Genomic DNA, 8,736 nt, shown 5'->3' with positions numbered 1-8,736 from the left:
CAGGAGTGAGTAACTATGGTTGAACGAATAGCGAATAAAGATAAAGTAATTGCCGCAAATGAACGAATAAAGGAAAGAGAATTTTGGTTAGAAAACTTATCAGGGGAACTGGCTGACTGCCATTTCCCTTATGATTACCGGACATCAAACAAACAGGTGAATTTATCAAATGTTAGCATAAAACTAAAAGAGGAATTGTCCGAGAAGATTTTAAAGTTAGCAAATGGATCAGATCTTCAATTGCATATGATTCTTACTGCTGGACTTACTTTGCTGTTAAATAAATATACTAGATTGCAAGATATATGCATTGGTACACCTGTTTTAAAACAAGACAGTGATACTAACCTTATTAATACTTTGTTAGTTTTAAGACATGGTCTTGAGGAACATATGACATTTAGACAAATTCTCCAGCATGTTAGTACAGTAATGGTTAATGCTTTAGAACATCAAAATTTCCCATTGGAAAGTTTACAACCGGTTTTGAGTAACTACCTTCCAGAAGGGCGTAATTATCCATTCCGTACTGCAATTTTGCTAGAGGAAATTCAAGATTTAAATTATTTAAGTGAGAGCAATGCTGAGATTATATTCTCTTTCCGTCAAGTAAATGGGTGTATAGAAGTTGATATGTATTTTAATGAGCATCTATACAAAGCATCTACTGTTACGCGATTTGGTCATCATTTTATAGACTTGTTAGAGCAAGCTTTACTACAACCGAATACGCCGCATATAGATTTAGATTGGGTTAGTGATAATGATATAAGAGAGTTAATCACATTTAATCAAACTGAGTTAGATTACCCGCATCATTTAACGGTGATACAGTTATTTGAAGAACAAGTCATGCATAATCCAACTAAACTTGCTGTTTCTGATGACAAAAGAGAAATAACATACGCTCAATTAAAAGAAAAGGTAGATCTGATTGCCAGTTCTCTACATAAAAAAGGAATTGGAAAAGGACACATTGTTGGTCTTATGATGGATCGATCCATTGATGCAGTCATTGCAATGCTAGGTATTTTAAAAAGTGGGGCTGCTTATTTACCTATTAACATATATTTGCCGTATAAACGGATAGAGGCGATGCTAAAAGAATGTAAATCTCCACTTTGTATAGTAAAACCAGAGGTTATTAGTGAAGATTTTACAAGAGAAATCCAGGATTGTAGTATGGTGAGTTTTAATGAACTACTTGAAACAGAGTTGGTTAGTTTCCCTTCAGTAAGTACACCTTACGATTTGGCATATGTTATTTTCACCTCTGGAACTACAGGTAATCCTAAAGGAATTATGGTTGAAAATCGTAGTGTTGTAAATTTAATATTTGGGTTAAAAAATGAAATATATGATAAATATGGTTCTTCTATGCGAATCGGGTTAGTTTCACCTTTTGAGTTTGACGCTTCAGTACAAAACATGTTTGGTGCGCTTCTATTAGGAAATAGTTTATTTATAGTACCTGAGGAAGCAAGAACTGATGGGCAGAAGCTAATTAATTTTTATCAAGAAAAGCAAATAAATATCGCGGATGGAACGCCGATGCATCTTCGATTATTAACTAATTTTATAGATGAAGAAATAGAATATTCATTTAAACATTTTATTATTGCTGGAGAGGAATTACCACCGAAATTAGCACGGAAATTCCTTGGTTTATTTAATGAAAACTGCCGACCAAATTTAACAAATGCTTATGGACCTACAGAGACAACTGTAGATTCTACATGTTATCATGTTCAGCACGCTGAGTTAGAATTTATGAATCAATTACCAATAGGAAGGCCTCTAGCTAATCAAAAAGTTTATATTATGGGTGATAATCAACAATTACAACCCGTTGGAATTCCTGGGGAATTGTGTATTTCAGGAGAAGGAATAGCAAGAGGTTATTTAAATCAACCTAAGTTAACTATGGAGAAATTTGTTCCTATACAAATCAACAAAGAGGGTTCTTCTATTATAGATGACAAGGTATATCGTACTGGAGATTTGGCTCGCTGGTTACCAGATGGAAATCTTGAATATTTAGGCCGTATGGATGATCAAGTCAAAATTCGTGGATTACGAATTGAATTGGGAGAAATAGAAAAGCAACTATTACGATATCCTGAAATTGGTGAAGCTATTGTAATTACACGTAAAAAAGAGGGAGAAGATGCTCCGGTTTTATGTGCATATGTTGTTATGAATTCTTCAGCTAAAGTAGAAGAAGTACGCCAATTCCTTAGAGAGTATTTACCGTTTTATATGATTCCTGCATACATCATCCCGATTGAGCAGTTTCCAATCTCATCAAACGGTAAAATAGATCGGAAAGCTCTTCCTGATCCAATTTGGGAGCAATCCACAGCTGTATTTATTGAACCACGTAATGAAATTGAACAAATGCTCTCTGAGATATGGAAAGTAGTACTTGGAATAGAGAAAATAGGTGTGAATGATAACTTTTTCGAATTAGGAGGTAATTCATTACAAATTACTTCTGTTGTTTCACACATATATAAACGTTTAGGTGTAGATGTACCTATACGTGAAATGTTTCAAAGGCCTACAATTATGCTATTAGCGGAGTATATAGAGAAATATGAAGGGAAGAAAAATTATTCTCAAATTGAGATCGTACCTGATAGAGAATTTTATCAAGCTTCTTCTTCACAAAAAAGATTATATATATTAAACCGCTTTGCTGGAATAGGAACTGCCTACAATATACCAGGTGCAATGTTAATAGAAGGTGAGTTTGATTTTATAAAGGCAGAACAATGTGTCAAAGAATTAGTGGAACGTCATGAATCATTAAGAACTTCATTCCAATTTATTAAAGGTGAACCAGTTCAATTTATTCATGATGGTTTAGATATTAGAATTGAACATCTATATAAATCTGATAGATCAACAATTGAAAAGTTAATACAGGAATTTGTTCGTCCTTTTCAATTAGATAGGGCTCCACTTATGCGCGTCGGTTTAATGAAATTAGAATTCAATCAATATCTGTTACTATTTGATCTTCATCACATAATAGCAGATGGAGTATCTTTAGCGAAGTTAGAAAAAGAGTTTATAGATTTATATTCAGGCAAAGTCTTAGAGCCTATTAAAATACAATACAAAGATTATGCCAATTGGCAAACCAATCGTTTACATGATGAAGGGCTGAAAGAAATTGAAGAGTATTGGGTAGATAAGTTTAAAGGTGAGTTACCAATTCTTATGTTCCCAACAGATAAGCCACGTGGGCTAAATCAAACTTTTGAAGGTGATAGATTAGTATTCCATCTAACACCTGAACTTTCTAATAAATTAAAGTCCTTTGCAGATGAAAGAGAAGCTACTTTATATATGGTACTTCTTTCGTCACTAAATATAGTGTTGCATGTGTATACGCAACAGGAAGATATTATAGTAGGTTCTCCAATTGCGGGAAGAATTCATCATGATCTTGAGCCTATCATAGGTATGTTTGTAAATACATTACCTATGAGAAATCATCCTAAAGCGGAAAAGACGATAATCCAATTCTTAAATGAAGTAAAAGAAAATGCGCTAGAAGCATTTCAATATCAAGAATACCCATTTGATGAGTTAGTAAATAAGTTAGACATGGCTTATCATACTAACCGGAACCCTGTATTTGATGTCATGTTAGTGATGCAGAATATCGGAAGAACATCAGAAAAAATAAAAGATATTACATTTAAATCTTACGAAATTAAGCATCAAGCTTCAAAGGTAGATATGAGTATAGAAGTATTTCCGGAAGAAGAGGGTCTACGATTAGAATTGGAATACGCGACAGGACTATATTATCCGCAAACTATAGAGCGATTTATGATGCATTTTATAAATACGCTAGAGTGGATGGTAGCTAATCCTGGAGCGAAAATTGAAGATGTTAATGTCTTAAGTAAGAGTGAATCCATGAGGATGTTAAATGAACTTAATAATACAAAATTAGATTTTCCTCAGAATAAATTAGTTCATCAATTTTTTGAGGATCAGGTTGAAAATAAACCAGAAGAAATCGCAGTTATTTCAAATGATATACCGTACAGTTATTCGTATATTAATAATCGAGCAAATCAGCTTGCTCGTATTCTTAGACAAAAAGGTGTAGATCAGGAAACTAAAATTGGTATCGTTGTTGAAAGATCCGTAGAAATGATTATAGCTATATTTGCTGCGCTAAAATCTGGAGCTGCATATGTACCAATTGATCCTGAATATCCAAAGCGTCGAATGGAACATATTTTAGAAGATTGTAATCCTCAATTTGTACTTACAGAATCTAAATACGTAGGTGAAATTCCATTTGTAGGAGAGATTATTGATTTAAAGCAAGAAAATTTGTACGTTGGTGATACAAGCAATCTGGATATTAATGGAAAACTGAATAACTTAGCTTATATTTTATACACCTCCGGTTCTACAGGTAGACCAAAAGGAGTCATGATTGAACATTGTAGTATTGTGAATTTCTTATTTTCAATGTCTCATTTATATCCTATGGATGAATCAGATACGTATTTACTGAAGACACCTTATATATTTGATGTATCTGTTCTAGAGTTGTTTGGGTGGGCCATAGTAGGTAGTAAATTAGTAATAATGGAAAATGGAGAACATCGAAACCCAAGAGCAATTTTAAGAACTATAGATAAATATGATGTGAAATTATTAAATTTTGTACCGTCTATGTTTAGAGCTTTCGTAAATACACTTAATAATGAAAATAGCCAGGTTTTAAATAAAGTAAAGTATATATTACTTGCGGGTGAAGCTTTGACACATGAGGTGGTTAATAAGTTTAAAAAGCATCGACTATCGACTCAAATAGAAAATATGTATGGTCCTACTGAGGCGACGGTTATCGCAAGTACTTTTTCACTTCAGGAAAGTGAAAACTATAATACTATTCCTATTGGAAAGCCTATTCCGAATGTAAGGCTTTATATACTTAATCAAAAACAGAGACTTCAGCCTATTGGAGCGGTAGGAGAGCTGTATATTGCGGGAGAAGGGCTTGCAAGGGGATATGTAAATCAAATGAGATTAACTGAAGAGAAGTTTTTATCAGACCCATTTGTAAAAGGGGAGAAAATGTACAGGACAGGGGATCTTTCACGCTGGTTACCTGATGGAAATATAGAATTCCTCGGTAGAAATGATGAACAATTAAAAATTAGAGGATATCGAATTGAGCCAGGTGAAATTTTAGATGCTTTATCTTCACACCATGCAATTAAAGAAGCAGTGATAGTAGACATTCAAGATGAAGATGGGCAGAAAAAGCTTGTAGCTTATTTCGTAGCAAAATCACTTGTATCCATTTCTGATTTGAAATTGCATCTTGCGAAATTAGTTCCGAGTTATATGATACCTACTTTCTTTGTTGAAGTTGAAAACATACCATTAACACCAAGTGGAAAGGTTGATCGACATTCCTTACCTTCACCTAGATCTTTACCTAAGAATGAGGAGGAGAGTATGATGTCTCCTAGTAATGAGTTAGAATCTCGTTTGGTTGAAATATGGAAAAGTATATTGAAGATTGAAGCTGTCGGTGTAGAGGATGATTTCTTTGACTTAGGAGGAAATTCTCTACTAGCTATTGAGCTTGATCTTGCTTTAGAAAACGAGAATCTTAATACGGATGACTTAGTCGCATATACAAAGCGAAATATTAAACAACTAGCGGCTTATATAGCAGAAAAGAAAAATAATTAGTATTACTTCATATTGTAAACACGACTTTTAAGAGTTTAAATTTACACTTGCTATACTGTGGGATTAAAGGAGCTTTCCCTCTTAGCTTTCTGGAATGTTAGTGTTTATTCTGGTGACTATGAGTTAGGGAATCCTCCTCCCTATTATAGAATGATTAAAATAAAAAAGTGATTCGAGAAATAAGATTCTTTATATGAAATGCGTTAATAATAATTGATAGCTTTTTAAAGAAGATATACATATCTCTGTCAACTTAGTATAGAGAAATAACCAAATTACAATAGTTTTTCCTGTTGGTAAAAATATAGAGGTGAGTAAATGGGAAATTATACTTCTTCAATCTTACATGATGTTGAGCCTTGTAAAAGTTCTGAACAGAATTGTATTGATGATGTAATTGCTACGTTAGCTAATTGGTTTAAGCGTAAACATTATTTAATGTACGCTAGATTATGGGATTTTGGTTTTTCTCCTGTCGATAATGGAAATCTAGGGGATGGTTTATATACAGAGTCTGGTTATTTTGTAAGTGATTTAGAAAAATATCATGGTATAAAAAGTACTATATTTGATACAGATTCATCCGATGAAGGATTTGAAATTATATTAGAACAGTTATACTCGGGATTTCCCGTGGTGGTAACCATGAATGCTTACTGGCTTCCTTGGGATGAAAATTATCTAAAAAATCATATTGTTCATTCATTTGTTGTTGTAGGGTATGAGCCCGAAGAAGACTGTTTAATTATTACCGATCCATATTTTATGGTTAAAAATGCACAACTTTCAATAGAACTTTTTCATAAGGGTTATCAAAAAGTAAGTACTTTAAAAGTTACTGAAGATGAGATCCCAGACATACAATCGATTACAACCGATTTGTCAAATTGGATAAAACATATAAAAGATGAAAAACATATTTTTTCACAAATGCACCTTTTTGCTACGCAACTAATAAGTAGGTTTGATTTGAATAAAGAGACAGATGGATATTTAGACTTTAATGAAGTTCCGTTATTCTCACATTTGGGTCAAGTTGTAGATGGCCGAGTAAAGTTTTCCAAAATGCTTTCGTTTCTTGGTGAGCATTATCACTCGGACTTCCAAACTATCGCTGAATCTATGAAGACAGCAGCTGCCAATTGGGGAGTAATTCGTGGATCATTGATAAAAATGCACTTAACAAAATCAGTAACTAAAGAAGGAATAGTAAATATTTCAGATAAAATTCACCATGCTGCAGAATACGAGCAAAATTTAGCTGAACAAATAATGACATTTCTTATTTCTGTTATAGAAGGTAATACAAAGAATGTAATTATAGATTCTTCTCCATCGATGGAGACTACTAATTATGTAAAACCACTCGATGATATGGAGAAAAAGCTAGTTGATATATGGAAAGAAGTTATAGGTAATCCTTGTATTGGTGTGGAAGATAACTTTTTCGCACTTGGTGGTCATTCCCTTCATGCTACTGTAATCAACGCTAAAATATGGAAAGAATTTAATGTGCAATTATCATTAGCAAATCTTTTTGAGTATCCAACAATAATAACATTAAGTCATTTTATTAAAAATTCAAAAGAAAATAGGTTGCAAGAGATAGAAATAGTACCGGAATCTGAGGTATACCCGGTTTCATCGACTCAAAAAAGAATGATGTTATTACAAGAGATGGATGGGGTACAGATGACATACAATGTACCAAGTTGTTTTATTCTTAAAGGAACGGTGGACCGGAAAAGGATAGAATTAGTCTTTGAAAAGCTTATTAAACGCCATGAAATACTCAGAACACAGTTTGAGTGGCAGGGGGATCAATTAGTACAGAGAGTATTAGAACAGGTAACATTTGAGCTAGAAATGATAAAGGGAGATTATAAAGAATGGTTACAACCATTTAATCTTTCTAAGGTTCCGTTAATGCGGGCTGGACTAAAGGAGCTAAAAGATAATAGTTATTTACTTGTAATTGACCTTCATCACATCATAACAGATGGCGTGTCTTTAAGTATCCTTATGCATGATTTTAAGGCCCTATATGCTGGGGAAACATTGCCGGAAAATCGTTTGCAATATAAAGATTATGCTGTGTGGGAACAAAAATTATTATCTTCTAAAGAATTTGATATCCATAAGAAATACTGGGAGGAATTATTCTCAGGGGATATACCAGTTCTTGAATTACCATACGATCGAGGTCGACCACCAGTAAAGAGTTTTGAGGGTGAACAATACAATTTCCAAGTAAACAAGGAAATTACTCAAAAAATAAAAAAAATAGCACTAGAAACTGATACGACACCTTTTATGTTACTTATGGCTACTTTCACTATTTTTCTGTACAAGCATGGAGAACAAAAGGATGTCATTATAGGATCACCAGTTGCAGGTAGGCCGCATGCTGATTTGTTACCTCTAATGGGGCTGTTTGTAAATACAATTGCATTACGTTATCAAATAAATCCAGATCAATCTTTTATTAATCACTTGAAAAAAGTGAAAAACGATACGTTAGAAGCTTTCGAACATCAGGTGTATCCATTTGATCAGTTAGTGGAAAAATTAGATCTTTCTAGAGACTTAAGCCGAAGTGCTTTATTTGATGTCATGTTTGTATTACAAAATTCGGATGAAAAACATACAGTTGTGGATGGATTAGAAATTAGCACGGAAACAAACACAGATACACTAACAAGTAAGTTTGATTTAACTCTTATTGCTGAAGAAAATAAAGATATATATGAATTCACTTTTGAATATGCTACATCTTTATTTGATAAATCAACAATAGTAGAATTTGGACGGCGATTTAACCTTCTATTAGAAGAAATAACAACTCATCCTAATGTTAGTCTAAAAGATATTCAAATGTTAACAAGTGAGGAAAAAGAACTTGTTTTATCTGCGACTCAGGAGAAAGAAAAAATAAAAATAGAGACTGATTTTAATTGGGATATTGGTTAATTGATTTCCCAGGTCTCAGAAGGAGTA

2 protein-coding genes are annotated in these 8,736 nt (G+C 33.2%); both read left to right on the top strand.

Annotated features, from left to right (window positions below; translation table 11 throughout):
• The first annotated feature begins 15 nt into the window (after positions 1-15).
• A complete protein-coding gene (locus tag ACTJJY_RS19195; RefSeq protein WP_440606294.1) occupies positions 16-5,739 on the top strand; it encodes an amino acid adenylation domain-containing protein in 5,724 nt (1,907 codons plus the stop codon).
• Between the two features lie 318 nt (positions 5,740-6,057).
• Positions 6,058-8,709, top strand: coding sequence for a condensation domain-containing protein (locus tag ACTJJY_RS19190; RefSeq protein WP_440606293.1), 2,652 nt, complete (start codon positions 6,058-6,060; stop codon positions 8,707-8,709).
• Positions 8,710-8,736 lie beyond the last annotated feature (27 nt).

The organism is Bacillus sp. 22475, assembly GCF_052044835.1.
Lineage (GTDB): Bacteria > Bacillota > Bacilli > Bacillales > Bacillaceae_G > Bacillus_A > Bacillus_A cereus.
The sequence above is the reverse complement of the archived record's forward strand: the minus strand, read 5'-3'. Positions and strand labels throughout refer to the sequence as shown.